Genomic DNA, 15,860 nt, shown 5'->3' with positions numbered 1-15,860 from the left:
ACTCACCGGCGTCGACCACGAGATAACAGTGACAGACCAGCATCACCTTCGACGGTGAACAGGTGACGGGCCCTATCGACTGGGACTTCGTCGCCCCGACCTCCCGGACCTGGGATCTGGCGTACGTCGCGCATCAGTTCGTGCCGTTTCACCCGAGCGAGGCGCTGGCCGGGTGTGGGCTGGGACGCTGAGCCCGACCGCGTAGGACGGCTGCGGCTGCTGGCCGACGCGTACGGTGCGCCAATCACTCCAGTCGAGTTGGTCGACCTGGCCGCGATGCGGTTATTGACCATCGGTACGAACATCGAGAACCGCATCCGCGCAGGTGACCCGCGTTCGCGGTGCATGCAACGGCAGACTTTGAACGGGGTATCGGTGGCCACGAGGTGGACGCTCCCAGCGTGTAAGGGTTGGTGTGCAACGGTTTTTCGGTGTTCGCTGGTCATTCACGCTCTGCTCCTAACATTGATCAAGTCGTCTTGGCGGGGCGGCTACGAGGCTTCGGTTCCTGGCGCTCCTGGTCGCGCACCGAGGGCGGCGATCAGGGCTGCGGTGGGTACGCGGTACTGGGCGCCAACGCGGATGAGCGGTAGCGGGAACTCTCCGCGGCGGGCCAGCCGGTAGGCGGTGTTGCGGGAGATACCGAGGAACCTTCCGGCGGTGACCACGTCGGTGGTGACGCCGAGTGCCTCCAGGTCCTCGATGTCCGACGGTGAATCGGTGAGCGGTTCAGAGCCGGCGGGTGTGCGGGTGCGGCGACGATCGGTCAGGATTACTCCCAGTTGTGACGGCGGGTTGGCGCTTACGTATTGACGTCCCTGCTTTGGTAGTTGATGCGTTACCTTCCAGCTCATGCGTGATCGGGACGGCGATCGGAATGCCGGTGATGTGGATTCCTGGCCGGACGCCCGTACGCTTCCAGTGCTCGGCCGTCCGGAACGCCTGCTCGATGGGATCGGCGCCGGTGGTGGTTCCCGCGCGGTGATCAGGGTGCGGGCGCTTGGGAGGCCGGAGATTCTGGATGTTCCCGGGGATGTGCATGTCCGCAAGAACGTCCTGGAGTTCTTGACGTATCTGATCGCGCGCGGCGGCAGCGCGCACCAGGAAGTCATCCTCGAGGACCTGATGCCCGAGCCGTCCCGGCGCAAGGCCGTGGAGCGGATGCACACCTACACGTACAACCTGCGTCAGGTCTTCACCCGGCCTCGGCGGCGACGGCAGCTACCTGAAAGTGCGACAGCACGAGTACGTGCTGGACCGGGCCGGGTTCGACGTCGACCTGTGGACGATGCTTGACGCCGTCGTGGACGCCGCGGCCGCACCCGACCAGCACGCGCAGACCGCGGCGTTGCGCCAGGCGGTGGACGCCTATACCGGACCATTCGCCGACGGTGCTGGGTACCTGTGGCTGTCCGGGTATCGGTACCTCATACGCCAGGAGTACGTCGACGCGGTGGTCACCCTCGCCGACATCCTGGCCGGCCCCGCGCGGGCGGTGCTGGAAGAGGGCCGCCAGCACCATCCGCACGACGAGCGGCTCACCGTCATACTGAAGGGTTTCACGGCGAAGCGGTGAGCAGCGGTTTGTCCGCGATCGGGACGGGGCTGTCCTGCTTGTGACAGCAGGGCAGTAGCCCCGTTCAGCGTTGAAGTGTTGGAGGCGTTGTCAGGATGTATCACCTCCTTCCTGTCGGAGATTCACGTCAGCGTCGTGATGACTGCGCTGGCGTGGGCTTCTTGGCGGCCGGCTCTGGCCGCTGCCAGGATGCTGGCGGGTCGGTGGCGGCTCCCGTTCGGACCTGAGCGTCTTGAGCAGCGCGGAGGCCTTGGAGTTGGAGACGCTGTTACCGCCAGCTCGCAGGTGGCGAGCGAGCGCGCCACGGGTCAGCGGTTCCTCCGCGACGGCAAGCTGATCTCTGACCGCCCGGGCGGCAGGCAGCACGGTCCGCAGGTCCTCAACATCTGCGGACGGTCCGCGGGACCGGCGCCGGACCGGTGCGGACCGCTGATCTGGGTCTGCTGCATCGCGGGCCGAGGGCGCGTTGGCGGGGCGGACCGCGAGTTCAGCGCGGACCGCGGGATCGTCGACCGTCGGGGCGGACGGTCCGCCGGCATGGCCGAGCGCGACCTTGACCATGACCAGGAAACCCAGTGCCGGGATGGCGGCGGCCGTCCACCCGATCGGCGACGGTTCGGCTTCGACGACCTGTGCCGCGAGTGACAGCACGACCGCGCAGCCCAGCACCGTGGCGGGGAAACGGATGGAGGTGTGCTCGCGTCGCCGGCGGCGTAGTTCCAGGCCGGAGGCGATCGACATCAACTCGAGGACGATGGCGTCGGCCCAGGCGAGCCAGCCCGGCTGCCTGTGGCTGGCGGCGACGTTGTGGACGTGGGTGAAGCTCGCGGCTCCGGCGGCTGTGCCGATCGCGAGCATGATCAGAATCTGGGCCAGGCCCTCGGCGCGGTTGCCGCGGACGGTTCGGTCCGGCGAACGACTCGTTACTACGGGAACACCTCCCGCGGACCGGCCCGTGCCGTACGCGCCGGAGGACGTTCACGACGGTTCTCGTGGGGGACATGCCGGGACGCGAAGGCGGGCGTTTGCAAATGCTGGCAGGACTTCATGGCTGTGGGTCCTTTGGTCGATATGGATGAAAGCGGAGCCCGGACGGGCGCGACCAGTCGGCGTACTGGCAACGGTGTGACGGGGGCGCGACGATAGCGTCCGCATCTGTCACCACCGCGGCCGTACGCGTGGTGACAGAGGGCGCCGTCTGTCACCCGGCACGGAAAGGTCTTGTCGGTGGCTGTCACTGCGGGAAGCCGGTGAGGGGTTTACCGTGCGACGGCTATCAGGTTGTGGCCGTGCAGTTCGGCCAGACGCAGGCGTTGCCCCGATCGGCGGTGCAGCCACCACACCGCATCGGCGGGGTTGCCCGCGTCGTGGGTCGCGGTGACCACGGGGTAGCACACGCCGGCATCGGTCAGTTCCTCGTGCAGGTGGCGCTCCCGGACCGGGCTGGGCAGCCAGAACAGCACCGGCCACACCCGCCCGGTGACATCGGCGAACTCCTCGTATCCGCCGATCTTGTCGACCAGGCGGGAGAGCGGCCGTTCGGTGCCGGTGTCGTACTCAAGCAAGAAGGGAGTCTCTGAGCCGTCCTCGATCCAGATTCCGTGTCCGTCGGGCCGCGAACTCGGGATGTAGGTACGTTCGGTGACGTCGGCGCCCTCGCCGGCGAAGGCGCCCATCTGCTGGCACTGCCGGGCCGACCACCACCGCGCCAGGTCGCAGCCGGGCCGGGTGCGGGCGTGACCGGCCAGGGCGGTGAAGAAGCCGTTGACGCCCACCAGGTGCGCCAGGTTCGCGCGGTTGGTCAACTGCCAGCGGCGCCGCCGGGCCCGGTCGCGGTAGCCGCGCTCAAGGCGCTCGCCGCGTTGCGCAGCGGCGACCTCCAAACCCAGCTGGGCGATGACATAGTGATACGGGAACGAGCCGCCGCCGGCCCGATTCGGCCGGAACCGTTCCAGCACCCGAAGACCGACCAGGGTGCGCAGCCGTTCCTGCGCGTAGTCCAGCGACGGGAACAACGCCTGCGCGATCTGCACCGTGGTCAGCACATCATGCTCGGCAAGCCAGTCGAGCAGGACGCAGTCCCGGTCAGTGATCTGCGACTGCACGCGTAGGACGGGATCGACGTACCGCGATGGCCTAACCATGGCGTCGTCCCCGGGGGAGAGACCCAGACTGGAGGGTCTGTCGCGGGACGGCTGCGTTACGGGAAAGACGCACTGCGCTGCGCTGTAAGACATGCTCATGGGTCCGTTTCCCAACGGAGGTCAACAGGGAGGACAAGCAGCGGTTCCGAGTGGACGGCAAGCCGAGATGGCCCGTCAGGGAGAAAGAGGGTGCAAGGCTCGATGTCGTTACAGGTGCGGACACAAAGGCTCCAGAGTTCGATGGCTGGGTGGAAGGCGGGTCGCTAAGCGGAACGACGTCGCGCAGCGTGCGCTCACGAGCGACGTGAGCACGAAAAGGCCGCGGCAATGGCGTGGACCGCGTCGGCTACGGGTGGGCCGCGCCGGGCGGATCCCGAAGCAGCCGCTATCCGCCGACACCCCCAAACCGCTTCTTGTCAGCTGCTGCGAACACCTCGACGCGAGAATCAGCCGAACGGCGGATGCCTGAGCATTACTAAGCACGCATTTCGGGCGTTAAGCGGTGAGACGGCCGAGACTCTTTGTCAGAATCTTGAAGACTCAAGTGGCCTTCACCTGGGCACGTGCACGAAGTGCGGAGGTCAGTGTGGGCCACCCCGGTCTAACGAGTTGGCCTCACGCTCGTCCGCTGCGGCCAGCAGCCCAGTAGACCTCGACATGGACCGTTCGTACCAATAGTGCGACGAACGCTCCAGTCGTCGCCGAGGTCGGCACGCCGGCGTGGCGGAAAGCCACGCGCCGGGCACCTCGTGCGCGAGGTGCCCGGCGACGCTGCCGCGGCGCCGGCCAGACGAGACCCGCTAGGAACTCCTGGCCGTATCATCGGCTCAGGAGGTGGAACAGATGGCAACGATCGACCGGCCGCCGCGCGGTTCGCGGTATGTGGACCAACGGCATTACGTCGTGCCGTCGCACCTTGCCGATCTGCACGGGCCGACCGGCGGCCAAGTCACTCTCGATCGATCACTGGATTGGTCCGGCGACAGCACCTACGACCTTGATGATCCCGGCGACCTCCAGGTGATGTACCAGACCGTCCTGAACCAAGCGGCCAGCGCCGAGGACCTCAATCGCTGGCTCGATGCCGATGTTCTGCGCCGGGTATGGCCTTCTCTGTGGCTTCCTGCCCGATTGCGGGCGCTGTGGCAGGCCCGCTTCTCGGAACTGGCCACGCCGCCACAGGCACTCGCCGGCTGACCATGGATCCAAGCCACCTCCGGCTCGCGGAGATCGGGCTCCGAGTGGCCGGCCGTTACGGCTTCGCACTGGCCGGCGGGTACGCAGTCCAAGCGCACGGCATCCTTGACCGTCCGAGCGAAGACATTGACCTTTTCACAGCCTGGGACCGCCGGGGTGAGTTCACGGCAGCGGTGGACGCCGTCATCGACGGATACCGCGCGGCCGGTTACGCCGTCGACATCGTTCGGCAATTCGAGACCTTCGCCCAGCTCGCCGTCACCGACCCGGCCGAACCCGAGCGGCCTTACAAGGTCGAGTTGGCCGCGAACTGGCGCTCCTTGCCGCCGGTGGTGATGGACGTCGGTCCGGTTCTTCACATGGACGACGTCGTCGCCGGGAAGGTGTCTGCGCTGTTCACTCGGGCCGAGCCGCGTGATTTCCTCGACGTCGACGCCGCCATTATGACCGGTTATTTCACCCGCGAACGGCTGCTCGAGCTGGCTGAGGAAGCCGATGCCGGGTTCGACCGGCGGATCTTCGCCGACCTGCTCGCCATGCTGCACCGCTACCCAGATCGACGCTTCGCGGCCTACGAGGCAACCCCTGATCACATCGCCGCCATGCGGAAACGATTCGAGGAGTGGCGGGGTCAGCTGGCGACCGATTCGTCGTAGCGAACGGGGCCACGCGCCGGGCACCTCGTGCGCGAGGTGCCCGGCGACGCTGCCGCAGGAGGCGCACCGCGCGGTACCGGTGGCACGAACCATCGCCTGACCTCGCGCGACCATCAAGTCGACCGCCGAAGATGTTTCCGCAGCTCAGAAGTCGCCGCGAGTACTCCGGACGTGCTCGGGGAGCGAATAGCACCCACCGTCAGCGCTGGGCATCCGTGGTCACCGCCGGGCACGCCGGGTCGCGTGCGCCCGGGGTTTGCTCCGTACGCGCTCCGACCAGCGACGGGACCCAAGTGATCGATCAGGTGGCACCACTGGGCACTCGATGGGACGCCCGGGCACTCCCGGGAACGCCCTGGTAGGTACGATATGGGCCGCAGGCCCTCGTAGCTCAGGGGATAGAGCATCGGTTTCCTAAACCGTGTGTCGTAGGTTCGATTCCTACCGGGGGCACCACCGCAGTCCGGGTTGTCGGCGGAACCCATCATGGGGCGATGCAACCTGAGCCCGCCGCTGATCGTCATCGGGGTGTGAGACGAGACAGCGGCTCGGGTGGGTCCGAGCGAGACGAGCAGTTCCACGCGTTCGTGGTCAGCCGGCGACCTCGCCTTCTCCACACGGCGACCCTGCTGACGGCCGGTGACACCCACCTGGCCGAGGATCTCGTTCAGGCGGCCCTGACGAAGCTGTATGTCGCCTGGCCGGCATTCCAACGCGCGGACAACCCGGACGGGTATGTGCGTCGTGTGCTGGTCAACGCGTTGATCGACGAGAAGCGGCGGATCTGGCGGCGCCGGGAGCAGACCATGGCTGTGCTCCCCGACGTCCCCAGCGATACGTCTTCCGGCGCTGGCCCCGCCGGTGAGGCCGTGAAGCAGGCGCTTCGCGAGCTGCCGCCCAAGATGCGGGCGGCGGTTGTCTTCCGCTACTTCTACGACCTCGATGTGGCAGCCACGGCGGACGCGCTGAGCTGCTCGGAGGGCAACGTCAAGAGTCAGACCGCCCGGGGTCTGGATCGTCTCCGTGCCGCGCTGCACCAGGCGCAACCCACCTTCTCCAGCCAGGGAGCCACCCCATGAACGACCTGCGTGACCACTTCGAGGAGATCGCCGGGCCGATGCACGCCGTTGACAGCAAGCAGGCCGAGGCCGACCTGGCCCGGGGGCGCCGGGCCCTGCGCCGCCGCCGGGCCGTGCAGGCGTGTGCCGGGTCGGCGTTCGGCGTTGCCGCGCTGACCGCCGCGATCGCGGTTGCCACGAGCACGGGCGCGCCGACCGTGCCTGCCGACAAGGGCACCGCGACCGTCGCGAGCGTGCAACTCGTCGCGTACAAGGGTGAGCAGCCGAAGGGCTTCACCGTCGACAAGGTGCCGGACGGCTGGTTCGTCCAGGCCAGCGAGCAGGGCTACCTGACGATCGCGCCCGAGAAGGCGAAGAACCCGGGGCCGGATGTCAACCCGTCGGCGGACCCGGTCTACAACGAGGACTCGTTCGTCGACAAGATCGCGATCATGCTCGAGTCGAAGGACCAGAGCGGCCCGGGTCGTGAGGGCAAGGCGGTCAAGGTCGGCGACAAGAACGGTGTCCTGCTCAAGGGCATGGAACCGGCCGACAAATCCGGTGACAGCGGCTGGACGCTCTGGGTCGAGCAGCCGAACGGCATATACCTGCTCGTTCAGGTCTGGCAGGGTCTGGGCCTGACGGAGTCCCAGATCGTCGAGCTGGGCGCCGGAGTTCACGTGCACAAGGACGCCGTTCAGGGCGTCGGCTGACCCCCTCGAAAAAGGCGGGCCCGCGGCGGAGACGTCGCGGGCCTGTTCACGTTACGGTCCCTGCATCATGACCGAGGCGAGTGAGCGGGCGGCCGAGCTTGTCGCCGCGGCGCGTGACGATCCCGCGCAACGGCTGCGACTGGCGTCCGCGTTCTACGAGCAGCGCGGCCTCCGGGCGTACAGAAGGGCCGAAGTTGCCTTTATGCGCTGGCAGATCCGCTGCGGCGTGCTGCGGGCTGAGGGCGGCAGCCCCTGGTGGCGGGCCGTGAACGAATCACTGCTGCGGGACGCGGCCGAGGCTCAGCTGCTGAACGATGGCGAACCGAGCAGTCGAAGTGTCGCTTTCTGGTGCGCTTTTTTGCGCGATCCGTCGCCCGAGCGCTGGTATCGCGCGCACAACTCGAGCATTGTCGCGGGCTATCTGCGGCACCGCGATCTCGTGGCCGGGGAAGGGCAGCTCGAGCGGTTCTTCATGGATGTCGCGCTGCTCCGGGTGCTTTATGCGCATTGCCTTCTCGTACGCCCCAAGCTCGCGCTGGGCCGCCTGTCGGTGCTCGGCAGTCTGCTCGGTGACCCCCGTCGTCGCGGCGCCGACCTGTTCCTCTCGCTCAAAGACGTACTGCCGGACGTCTATCCGCTGGGCAAGGTGAGCATCGAGAAGGTGCTGGCGGACGAGAACTATCTGTCGCGGATTGTCGACTACGGCGTGATCGTGCCGCGACTCGCCCGCCTTTACGAGCACGCCGCCGTCGACCTCGACGAGCCGGAACTGGCCGCATTGTGCCGCGACGGTTGTCCCGTGTACGCCTGGCCGTACGAGGAACGGCAGGTATGGCGTACAGGGAGATCGCCTTTTGTCATTGCCCTGGCCCGCAGGGTGGTCTCATAGGGAATCGTGGGCGGCGCGCAGCACGGCGAGCCGATTTCGTTCGACCGCGGAACGCCACTCGGTGGCCTCTTTGATGAGCGTGTCGAGCTGCCGCTGCAATCCGCGTAGCGCCTGATCGGCGGCGGGTCCGGTCGAGCGCAGCCCGCTCGTGTCCAGCGCCGGGCTGTCCATTCCGGCGCGTTCGACCAACCGGCGTACGCGGGGCGCGTCCTGCTGGAGAGCCGCGACCATCTCGGCGAACCGCTGCCGCCCGAACTCGGCCTCATGCCAGTTCTGCTGCTGTTTCTGCGTGGGCTGAGCCAGGGTGGACACAATCCGGAAGCGCATGTCCTGGCAGGCTTTGAGTGCTTTGTCGGCCGCCCGTACGGCGTCCACCCGGGCCCGATAGCCGGCGTCCTCCAGCAGCATCGGCTCCAGAAGCGAATCGACCCGTTCGGCGTACTTCTCGTACTGGACTCGCGCTTCGTCGCGCACCTTGGCAGCGGCATTGCGCGTCTTCCGTGAGCGCCGATATTGCCGGGCGCGTCCTTCGTCGACACTCAACACGCCACCGAACAGCCGGTCCCGCCAATCGGTAAGCGTGGTCGAGTCGGCCTGATCGCGCTCGGCCTCGGCCAGTTCCGCCTCGGCGGCAGCCAGGTCGTGCCGGGCGCGCCGCAGCAGGGCGACGTGGGGAGCCAGCAGGGTGCGATCACGGTCGCTCAACACCGGACCAGGATGACCGGAGCGCTCAGATCCTGTCGAGGTCGGCGGCGGCCGGCACCCGAGCCCCGAGGGGTGGAGCCTGGCCCCTAGGCCATGACTCGTGCGTTGACTGTTAGTCATGGCGGCTAGTTATGCTTTTGGCACCTTCGGGAGGAGAATGCTGTGATTCGGGTCGGGATTGTCGACGATCATCCGCTTGCGTTGCTCGGGTTGCGTAGCGCTCTGGAGGTTGCTCTCGACATCAGCGTCGTGGTCACTGCCTCCGATGTGGACGGGGTGAAGGCGGACGAGCTCGATGTGTTGCTGCTCGATCTGCACCTCGCCGACGACGTGCCGTGTTTTCCGGCTGTCCGGAAGCTGGCCCCGCAGGTGCCGGTTCTGCTGATCTCGGCCGTGGATGACCCGCGGACCGTTGCGGCGGGGTTGGCGGCGGGGGCGTCTGCGTTCCTGCACAAGCGGGAGCATCCGCAGAGTTTCATCGATGCTGTGCGGCAGGTGGCGAAGCCGGCCGGCCCCCGTGCGGTGCCGGTGCTTTCGCCGCGGGAGCAGTCGATCGTGGAGCTGGTCGCGCAGGGATTGACGCATGAGCAGATCGGGCGGCGGCTGCTGATCAGCAAGCACACGGTGGACACGTACGTGAAGCGGGCCCGCTCGAAGCTCGGCGCGGGCAACAAGGCCGACCTCACCCGGGCGGCGTTGACGTATGCGCGGATGGCCGCCTGACGGGCGTGGGCCACGACACGACGCCGAGGCTGTCGGCCAGTGCGCGGTAGGCGGCCAGCGCCCGCGTCGGCTCGCCCACGGACTCCCAGGTTTCGGCGAGTTCACGCCACAGTTCCGCGACCCGGCGGCGGTCATGGGCGCCGGCGATCAGATTTTCCGCCGTACGGAGGTCGTCCTCGCCGGCCAGGCCTTGAGCGATCAGCGCGCGGCCGCGCAGCAGGTGGGCTCGCGCCCGGTCGACGGGTAGCGAGTCGAGCGAGGGGAAAGCCTGCGCGATCCGGCTGAGTGACTCGTCGTAGGCGCCGCGCATCAGCTGCAGGCGGGCCAGGTGCAGGTCGCAGCGGGCCAGGTCCACGTCCGCGCCCACCTCGGCCAGGGTTGTGCGCGCCTTCGTCAGCAGCGCCGAGGCTCGGTCGAGGTCCGGCGGGTCGGTGCGCAGCAGCAGCCAGCCCAGCACCATCCGCAGCCGGGCCAGGCCGTGTTCCTCCATCGTCTCGCCGAGCAGGCCCAGCGCGCGTTCGGCCAGCGTGATCGCGAGCTGCCGGCGACCCTCGGCCTCGGCCACCAGGCTGGCGTTCCAGTAGGCCGAACCTTTGGCCCGGTGCGTGCCGTGTTGTTCGGCGCGGTCGATCACTTCGGTGCTGAGCAGCCGGGCCCGGGTCAGGTCGCCGCGGTCCCAGTAGCAGCCGACCAGTGTGGTGGCCAGGCGCACCTCGTCCTCGGTGCCGCGCAGGCCCAGCCGGGCGGCCTCGGCCAGTGCTTCTTCCCCGTACGTGATGCTCAGATCGACGTCGCCGGCCTCGCGGTACATCCGGCAGCGGGCGTTGAGCAGCACGAGCAGGGTGGGTTCGCCGAACCGGTCGGCCCGCGACTCGGTGATCAGCGGCTCGATCGTGGCCAGCGCCTCCGGCAGTTCGCCGCGCAGTTCGAGCGCCCGGGTGACACCCCAGCCGGCCCGGAACCGCACCGACGGCACCGCCGCGCTCGACAGGTCGCGAAAGGCGCGCAACGCGTCGTCGGTCTGCCCGTTGGCCAGGCTGAGGTCGGCATACCGTACGGCCAGCTCCTGCTCCTGCAGTGCGGCGGTGTCGACGCCGGTCTCGAGGTAGTCCACGCTGGTGCCCAATCGGCGCGCGAGTTCGTGCAGCACCTCACGTTCGGGGATGCGTTTACCCGCCTCGATCAGGGAGATGTAGCTGGCCGACACGAGCGACCGGGCGAGTGTCGTCTGGCTCAGCCCGCGCTCGAGCCGCAGGGTGCGCAGTCGTTCGCCCATGCCGTCGTTCAAGGCCCCCACCCGCTCAAGAGTAGAGCCGGTGGGAGAGGGTGGCGACGTCCACCGTGCGGTCGACCCGGATGCCGCGGGCCAGGGACCGGTCGTGCGTGACCAGCAGGACGGTGCCGCCGAACTCGGCCAGTGCCGCCTCCACCTGTTCGACCGCTTCGATGTCGAGGTGGTTGGTCGGCTCGTCGAGCACCACGCAGTTGACCGCGCGGGCTTGCAGCACGGCCAGCCCGGCGCGGGTCCGTTCGCCCTCGGTGAGCCGGTCGGCCGGGCGCAGGGCGGTGTCGCCGCCGAGCCGGAACTTGGCCAGCAGCGTGCGGGCGTCGGTGGGGGTGAGCGCCGTGGCCGCGCAGACGATGTCGGTGGCGCTGCGACCGCCGGTGAACAGGCCACGGGTCTGGTCGATCTCGCCGACGATCAGTGCGGGCGCGGCGATCCGGGTGCCCTCGTCCAGGTCGAGCCGGCCGAGCAGCGCGTTGAGCAGGGTGGTCTTGCCGATCCCGTTGGGGCCGGTGAACCGGATCCGCTCGCCGCCGAGCACCGTCAGGGTGAGCGGACCCAGCCGTACGGCACCCCGGGTGATCACGGCGTCGCGCAGTTCCAGGGCGACCCGGCCCGCGGCGGGGGCCTCGGCGATGCTCAGCCGCAGCCGCCACGGTTCCCGTACGACCGGGGGCGCGGAGTCCTCGAGCCGGGACAGTTTGCGTTGCGCGGTGGTGGCCGCGGACCCGGTGTTCTGCGCGCTCGCGATGCCGGAAGCTTTGCGGAACTTGTCGCCGTCGGGCTGGCGGCGCGGGTTGAGCGCCTTCAACTCGCCCTGCCGGGCCCATTCCCGTTTGGTGCGCGCGGTCTCGGTGAGTTTGCGGTGCTCGTCGGCGTAGTCCTCCTGGGCCCGTACGGCCGCCGCCCGCCGCGCCGCCCGTTCCGCCACGTAGCTGTCCCACCCGCCGTGATACTCGTGCGCGGTGCGGGTGAACTCGTCCAGCTCGACGACCCGGTCGACGGTCGCGGCCAGGAACGCGCGGTCGTGGCTGACCAGCACGATCCCGGCCGGCGACTCGGTCACGTACGTCTCCAGCCGGTGCAGCCCGTCCGTGTCGAGGTCGTTGGTCGGCTCGTCCAGCAGCAGGATCTCGGGCTGCGCGAGCAGCACGGAGGCGAGCGCGAGCCGGCCTAGTTGCCCGCCGGAGAGCCGGTCGGCCGGTTGCTCGGGGTCGAGGATGCCGAGGTCGGTCATCAACGGCCCGATCCGGTCGTCGAAGTCGGCCGCGCCGAACGCGAGCCACCGGTCGAAGGCCTCCGCGTAAAGGTCGTCGGCGCCGCGTTTCCCGTCGGTGAGCGCCGCGGTCGCAAGGTCCAATTCCTCCCGTACGGCGGTGACCCCGGCGCGCCGTGCGATGTACTGCGCCGCGGTCTCGCCCGGCCGGACCTCGCGCCCCTGCGGCACGAACAGCACCCCGGCCGACGCCGGACGCCGCACGACCTGCCCGGTCTCGGGGGCGAGTTCGCCCGCCAGCACCCGCAGCAGCGTCGACTTGCCCACGCCGTTGGGCCCGATGACGCCCGTACGGGAACCCTGCTCGACGCCGATCGTGACGTGGTCGAGCACCGTCGTGCCGCCATAGAGGACAGTCGCGTCGACGCAGCTGATGCTTGTCACTGGGCTCCTAGCGGTCGGCGGGCACGGGGGTGGCGGCGTGGACGTCGGAACTGGCGAGCCGGGCCACGCCGGGCACGGCCAGGACCCCGTACGTGGAAAGCAGGAGCACGACAACCGCGATGCCCGCCACCGGAGCCAGCCCGGCCTGGCCGACCACCACGGGGACCAGCGCGAGGGCGATCGGCTGCAGGGCGAAGCTGGCCGTCGACTCCACCGAGAACACCCGGCCCTGGATCTCGTCGGGGAACTCGCGTTGCAGGGCGGCGTACCAGAGGATGAAGAACACGGCCACCCCGGCCGAGCCGGCCAGCCCGGCCAGGCACAACGCCCACAGCGGCACCTCGATGGCCAGGAACAGCGGGGTCAAGGTGCACAGCGCGAGAGCGTGCATGGCCCACCAGCCGGGGCGCGCCGGGCGGAGGCGGCCACCGGCGAGCGCCCCGAGCACCGAACCGACCAGGGTGGCCGCGCTGACATAGGCGTACGCGCCCGGGCCGTAACGCTCCTGGGAGACGAGCGGCACGAGGATCGCGTTCGGCGCGAACAGGAAGAACACCTGCACCGTGCCCTGCAGCATCAGGACGGCGACCCAGGGCCGCCGGGCCACCTCGCGGATGCCGGCCCGGGTCTCGCCGACCAGATCGCGCCAGGCCGATCCGGTGCCTGCCGCGAGCACCCGCACGGCGGGCAGGCGCAGCCAGAGCAGGGTGGCCAGCGACACGGCGAAGGTGGCCAGGTCGACCGCGAGCGCGCGCTGAGCCGGCACGGCGGCCAGCAGCACCCCCGCCAGCAGCGCCCCGATCAACGAACCGATCCGTTTGGTGGCGGATTCCAGGCTGAGCGCGGTCTGCCGGTTCGGCTCGTCGACCAGCTGGGCCAGCGCCGCCCGGTGGGCCGGCTCGTAGAGGGCGGCCCCGGCGCCGGTCAGCGCGGCGGCCAGCCACAGCACGGGGAGCGGGCCGTCCAGCCCGAACAGCAGGAAACCGGTGATGCCGATCAGCCGCAGCACGTCGGCCACCGCCATCACCAGGGTGCGCGAATACCGGTCGGCGATGGTGCCGCCGAGCAGCAGCAACCCGCCCATGGCGGCCGCCTCGATCGCGAGCACCACGGCGAAGACGTCGGTGCCGCGCGGCAGCAGCAGCGCGGGCAGGACCACCAGTGTCAGGGCGTTGCCGACCACGCTGGTGACCTGGCCCGCCCAGTACGCCACAAAGCGCCGGTCGCGCAGCAGTGTCCGCAGTTCACTCGTCACCATCGGCCCGTACTGCCCCATTCCTGTCTCGTGTGTTCAGCCAAGCGGATGCGGCCACCAGCCGTCCACTTCGATCTCCGGTCCTGCCAAGCGCGCGATCCGTTCCCGGAAGGCGTCCGAGGGTGTGCAGAAGTCGACGATCAGCAGGTCATCGGAGGTGGCCCGGTGGACGAACCACGTGTCCGGGTCGGGTCCGGAGGCCGAAAGATCTTCGACGGTGACCACCGATCGCAGCGCGCCGAGATCGGCCGCCGGGTCGTCGTCCACGGTGGCGGGCGGGCCCGCGGTGAGAAACGCCGTGAGCTCCGGCGGCACCTGCCGGTGGGCGAACCGCGCCTCGTGCGCGGCGGGCGAGGTGAGCTCGCCGGGCATCGGGTCCTCGTCCCGGAACGCACCCTCGGAGCGCAGCACGACCCGGTAGAACAGCGCCTTGGCCAGCTCGCGGAGCGCCGAGTCGACGGCCTGGGACCGGCGCCCGGCCGCGCCCGAGCCGATCAGCACGCCGCCGTGGCCGGCCCCGCGGGCCACCGCCATGACGGCGGGAACACCGAAGCGGGGATCGGTCATGTCGGTGAGCACAAGCTCGGCCCCGGCTTTGCGGCACAGCCCGGCGACGGCGCGGGCCAGCGCGGTGGCCGGCTGCGGCAGCACCTCCGGAGCCGTACGCCGGAACCACAGCCGCATGAAGCAGTGCCGTTCGTAGAGTTCGAGCACGGCCGCGTCGCTCGCCGCGCTCGGCCGGACGTGGGCCGCCATGCCGTTGCTGTTGCCGAGCCGGCGGGCGCTGCTGACCAGGGCGGTGCGCTCGGCCAGCTCGCCGGTGGCGCGGGCCAGGGCCGTGGGCAGGCTGACGTCCACGCCGTAGCCGCTCTCGCGCTCGCCGTCCGCGGTCCGCGCCCCGAACGTCTCGGCGTAGTACAGGGGAGTGCCGCCGACCAGCACGCAGCGCACCTGCTGGCCGTGCAGCCAGACCGGCGCCGGCTCGGCCGCGAGCACGCCGATCGCGTACAGGGGAACGGTGCCCGGGTCGAGCTGCAACCGCCGAGCCACGGCCAGGTCGTCGAAACCACCGAACGGGCGGCAGCGCAGGCCGGCCTCGGTCAGCATCTCGATCAGAGCCTGGGCGGCGTGGCCGGCCTCGAGCAGGGTGTAGCGATAGCCGCGCTGGCCGTACTTGGCGGTGACGTCGGCGAGCCGGCCAACCAGCCAGAACCGGGTGCGGACGGCGGCCAGCGTCGGGTCGAGGGCCAGCTCGCCGGGTGCGGGCGGCTCGGCCGCGCGCTCGGTCAGCCGCAACGGACTGCCGGTGGCCGTACGGAAAACACTGCCCGACTCGGTGACCTGCTCGCAGACGAGCTCGACCGGGTAGAGCGCGCCGGCCGAGGGGTAGAGCCTGCGCTCGGGGTCGTGGAAGGCGCGCATGACCGCGTCGAGAACGCCGGCGTCGACCGGGGGCGCCGAGTCGTCGAGGTGGTCGAACGGGGCGAAGCTGCGCGGGCGGCGGGCCGGGGACTCGAAGGCCTCCTCCGGCGAGCGCGGCAGGAACCGGCGGGCGGCCGCGCGGCGTTGGTATTCGAGCAGGTCGTCGGTGGTGTAGCGCAGGCCCTCGTTGAGCGGCAGGGACGAGCGGTCGTGCAGCTCGAGGGTGTCGCGGTGCGGCTCGTGCGAGGCGACCTGCACCATCTCGTACCGGCGCAGGAGTTCCACCGTACGGGTGGGCAGCGACGCTCGGGGCAGGGGGCCGGATTGCAGATCGAGCAGCGTCCGGCGGTGCTCGGCGCTCGGCACCCGCACCGCGAGGCGGCATCGCGGGCCGGTGAGCTGCACCCGGGACTGCTCGACGGTGACCGTGACCGCGGGCCGATAGCTGATCCACTCCTGGTTGTTCATGACCCCTCCGTGGTCGCGCCGGGCCACCGGCCTGCCCCGGGACGGACCCGGGGCAGGCCGGTGCTCGGCTACGCGGTCGTGCCGGCGCGTTTTACTGGCAGCGCGAGTT

Annotated in this window: 17 protein-coding genes and 1 tRNA gene; 10 read left to right on the top strand and 8 right to left on the bottom strand. The window is 69.8% G+C overall.

Annotated elements, in window-relative coordinates:
• The first annotated feature begins 62 nt into the window (after window positions 1–62).
• Window positions 63–191, top strand: coding sequence for a hypothetical protein (locus tag JKJ07_RS51200; protein WP_268919223.1), 129 nt, complete (start codon window positions 63–65; stop codon window positions 189–191).
• A 300-nt stretch (window positions 192–491) separates the two neighbouring features.
• Here JKJ07_RS51200 and JKJ07_RS23325 read toward each other — a convergent pair whose 3' ends face one another.
• Complete coding sequence (locus tag JKJ07_RS23325; RefSeq protein ID WP_202993817.1) at window positions 492–854, bottom strand: helix-turn-helix domain-containing protein; 363 nt, start codon at window positions 852–854, stop codon at window positions 492–494.
• Between JKJ07_RS23325 and JKJ07_RS23320 the strand changes: the two genes are divergently transcribed.
• Window positions 853–1,296, top strand: coding sequence for a hypothetical protein (locus JKJ07_RS23320; protein WP_202993816.1), 444 nt, complete (start codon window positions 853–855; stop codon window positions 1,294–1,296). The genes JKJ07_RS23325 and JKJ07_RS23320 overlap by 2 nt on opposite strands.
• Window positions 1,289–1,576, top strand: coding sequence for a BTAD domain-containing putative transcriptional regulator (locus tag JKJ07_RS23315; RefSeq protein WP_202993815.1), 288 nt, complete (start codon window positions 1,289–1,291; stop codon window positions 1,574–1,576). Before JKJ07_RS23320 ends, JKJ07_RS23315 begins: the two co-directional genes overlap by 8 nt.
• A gap of 90 nt (window positions 1,577–1,666) precedes the next feature.
• Here the strand turns inward: JKJ07_RS23315 and JKJ07_RS23310 are convergent, their stop codons facing one another.
• Complete coding sequence (locus tag JKJ07_RS23310) at window positions 1,667–2,452, bottom strand: DUF2637 domain-containing protein (protein ID WP_268919238.1); 786 nt, start codon at window positions 2,450–2,452, stop codon at window positions 1,667–1,669.
• A gap of 383 nt (window positions 2,453–2,835) precedes the next feature.
• Entirely contained in the window at window positions 2,836–3,720 is an 885-nt protein-coding gene (locus JKJ07_RS23305) for a replication-relaxation family protein (protein WP_202993813.1), read from the bottom strand.
• A gap of 843 nt (window positions 3,721–4,563) precedes the next feature.
• On the opposite strand from JKJ07_RS23305, the gene JKJ07_RS23300 reads away from it, so the two are divergent.
• The 6 genes from JKJ07_RS23300 (at window position 4,564) to JKJ07_RS23275 (ending at window position 8,233) form a co-directional block, all read left to right on the top strand.
• Window positions 4,564–4,917: a hypothetical protein gene (locus tag JKJ07_RS23300; RefSeq protein WP_202993812.1), complete on the top strand. Its 354-nt coding sequence runs from the start codon at window positions 4,564–4,566 to the stop codon at window positions 4,915–4,917.
• 2 nt (window positions 4,918–4,919) lie between these two features.
• Complete coding sequence (locus tag JKJ07_RS23295; protein WP_202993811.1) at window positions 4,920–5,573, top strand: nucleotidyl transferase AbiEii/AbiGii toxin family protein; 654 nt, start codon at window positions 4,920–4,922, stop codon at window positions 5,571–5,573.
• Window positions 5,574–5,953: 380 nt separating this feature from the next.
• Window positions 5,954–6,029: transfer RNA gene (locus tag JKJ07_RS23290), tRNA-Arg, on the top strand.
• A 74-nt stretch (window positions 6,030–6,103) separates the two neighbouring features.
• Entirely contained in the window at window positions 6,104–6,652 is a 549-nt protein-coding gene (locus JKJ07_RS23285; RefSeq protein ID WP_202993810.1) for a SigE family RNA polymerase sigma factor, read from the top strand.
• On the top strand, window positions 6,649–7,344 hold the full coding sequence (locus tag JKJ07_RS23280; RefSeq protein WP_202993809.1) for a hypothetical protein: 696 nt from the start codon (window positions 6,649–6,651) through the stop codon (window positions 7,342–7,344). The genes JKJ07_RS23285 and JKJ07_RS23280 overlap by 4 nt, the downstream gene beginning before the upstream one ends.
• A gap of 67 nt (window positions 7,345–7,411) precedes the next feature.
• Window positions 7,412–8,233, top strand: coding sequence for a hypothetical protein (locus JKJ07_RS23275; RefSeq protein ID WP_202993808.1), 822 nt, complete (start codon window positions 7,412–7,414; stop codon window positions 8,231–8,233).
• On the opposite strand, the gene JKJ07_RS23270 is transcribed toward JKJ07_RS23275, so the two are convergent.
• Window positions 8,228–8,941 (bottom strand): hypothetical protein, encoded by a 714-nt coding sequence (locus tag JKJ07_RS23270; protein WP_202993807.1) that lies wholly within the window; start codon window positions 8,939–8,941, stop codon window positions 8,228–8,230. The two genes, JKJ07_RS23275 and JKJ07_RS23270, sit on opposite strands and share 6 nt — an antisense overlap.
• A gap of 159 nt (window positions 8,942–9,100) precedes the next feature.
• Between JKJ07_RS23270 and JKJ07_RS23265 the strand changes: the two genes are divergently transcribed.
• Window positions 9,101–9,661, top strand: coding sequence for a response regulator transcription factor (locus tag JKJ07_RS23265; RefSeq protein WP_202993806.1), 561 nt, complete (start codon window positions 9,101–9,103; stop codon window positions 9,659–9,661).
• On the opposite strand, the gene JKJ07_RS23260 is transcribed toward JKJ07_RS23265, so the two are convergent.
• The 4 genes from JKJ07_RS23260 to JKJ07_RS23245 are packed head-to-tail and all read right to left on the bottom strand — an operon-like array spanning window position 9,621 to window position 15,751.
• Window positions 9,621–10,958, bottom strand: coding sequence for a helix-turn-helix domain-containing protein (locus JKJ07_RS23260; RefSeq protein WP_202993805.1), 1,338 nt, complete (start codon window positions 10,956–10,958; stop codon window positions 9,621–9,623). The genes JKJ07_RS23265 and JKJ07_RS23260 overlap by 41 nt on opposite strands.
• A gap of 4 nt (window positions 10,959–10,962) precedes the next feature.
• Window positions 10,963–12,606, bottom strand: a complete 1,644-nt coding sequence (locus JKJ07_RS23255) for an ABC-F family ATP-binding cassette domain-containing protein (protein ID WP_202993804.1) — start codon at window positions 12,604–12,606, stop codon at window positions 10,963–10,965.
• 7 nt (window positions 12,607–12,613) lie between these two features.
• Complete coding sequence (locus JKJ07_RS23250) at window positions 12,614–13,864, bottom strand: MFS transporter (RefSeq protein WP_202993803.1); 1,251 nt, start codon at window positions 13,862–13,864, stop codon at window positions 12,614–12,616.
• A 33-nt stretch (window positions 13,865–13,897) separates the two neighbouring features.
• Window positions 13,898–15,751 carry a YcaO-like family protein gene (locus JKJ07_RS23245; protein WP_202993802.1) on the bottom strand — a complete coding sequence of 618 codons (1,854 nt, stop codon included), beginning with the start codon at window positions 15,749–15,751 and terminating at the stop codon, window positions 13,898–13,900.
• Window positions 15,752–15,860: the final 109 nt, after the last annotated feature.

Origin of the sequence: Paractinoplanes lichenicola, assembly GCF_016785085.1 — a bacterium.
Classification (GTDB): Bacteria; Actinomycetota; Actinomycetes; order Mycobacteriales; family Micromonosporaceae; genus Actinoplanes; species Actinoplanes lichenicola.
This window is presented reverse-complemented; position numbering and strand designations above follow the sequence as displayed.